The 1,291-nt window shown below is 54.0% G+C and carries 1 protein-coding gene; it reads right to left on the reverse strand.

The window, feature by feature from the left end; genetic code table 11:
• On the reverse strand, positions 1-243 hold a 243-nt coding region (locus KMS84_RS43550; RefSeq protein ID WP_498066963.1), incomplete at its 3' end, for a SulP family inorganic anion transporter.
• Positions 244-1,291: the final 1,048 nt, after the last annotated feature.

Consider the following 1,291-nt stretch of genomic DNA (forward strand, 5'->3'; position numbering starts at 1 on the left):
AACCAAAGTAACCATGAGCAGTGCCATGGCGCCGGTAGCCGCCGAGATCATGCCGGGACGACCGCCGACGAAGGCAATAACAGCACAGATACAGAAGGAGGCGTAGAGACCAACCTTGGGGTCGACGCCGGCAATGATCGAGAAGGCAATGGCCTCCGGGATCAATGCCAGGGCGACTACGAGACCTGCTAGCACGTCTCCACGGACGTTGGAAAACCACGTTTGTTTGAGCGATTGCAGCATCAGAATATCCAAGGCAAAGCATCGCGCACGCCAAAGGAATGGCGAACGAATCGATACAAGTTCAAATTTTGAGGATTTTTTGCTGTGTGCTTGAGGTGCAAAAACCAGGCGTACAGCAGTGTGCGCCCGCGAGCGAGACTAGCGGAAGCAGGTGTTGCGAGGGGGGCGTAGCGCTAAGGCGGCGTAGGCTGCCAGTAGATCGTTTGGAGTACAGTCATGCTGATGTTCCTGTGCTCAAGGGGTATGCGGAACCGAAGTATACAATGAAGCCGTCGCCGATTGCGACCCGTTGCCAAGCTCTGCATGAGCTACGTCAGATATAGGCTTAGTCAATCGGTATACCTGCGGGCAAGACTTTGCTTTCCATTCATTCCTGTTCGAGCTGGTCTGTGTGCTGAGCGGTGAGTTGGCCAGACGGTTACTGTTAGCTGCCTTCGTGGCCGACCGGAGGCAGTTCTGCTCGCGTTTGATCGTCCAGGCTTATCGTCATGCTGGCGTGAACCTAGTGTCGGATGCGGACTTCTGCCATCCGGGGTGTTCCGGAAGGCGGCCGAGAGAACCCGGAAAAAACGTACGCTAACCTTTTGGTTTCTTCTAACCACAAGATACCGGCGCACTGAGCGCAGCGTAGGATGTCCAGCTGTTCCGCACGTAATAGTGTAGCAATGCACACTCTGCTATCATCCAATTTGCTCCCTGTGCGCGAGGCCATAGAAAAGTTCCAATTTTTTTGGGGCATTCCATCGAACCCGAGAGCACAGCTACTGGCCTTATTCCTGTGAGTGCACACTATGAACACCGTGACTCATCCCGTCAGTTCTAGTAAGTCCGCTCAAGAGGAAGCGCTCAGGATGAACGCTGTTCGCAGGTACGCCATCCTAGACACGCCTCCGGATGGCGCATTTGATCGTGTGACCGCGATAGCAGCTCGTCTTCTTGGAACTCCGATAGCAATCGTGAGCATCGTCGATACAGACCGAATCTGGTTCAAATCTCATCACGGACTCGACGTAAAACAAATTCCCCGCAATTCAGGCCTTTGTTCTTC

The sequence above is a fragment of the Streptomyces hilarionis genome (genome assembly GCF_024539675.1).
GTDB lineage: Bacteria > Actinomycetota > Actinomycetes > Streptomycetales > Streptomycetaceae > Streptomyces > Streptomyces hilarionis.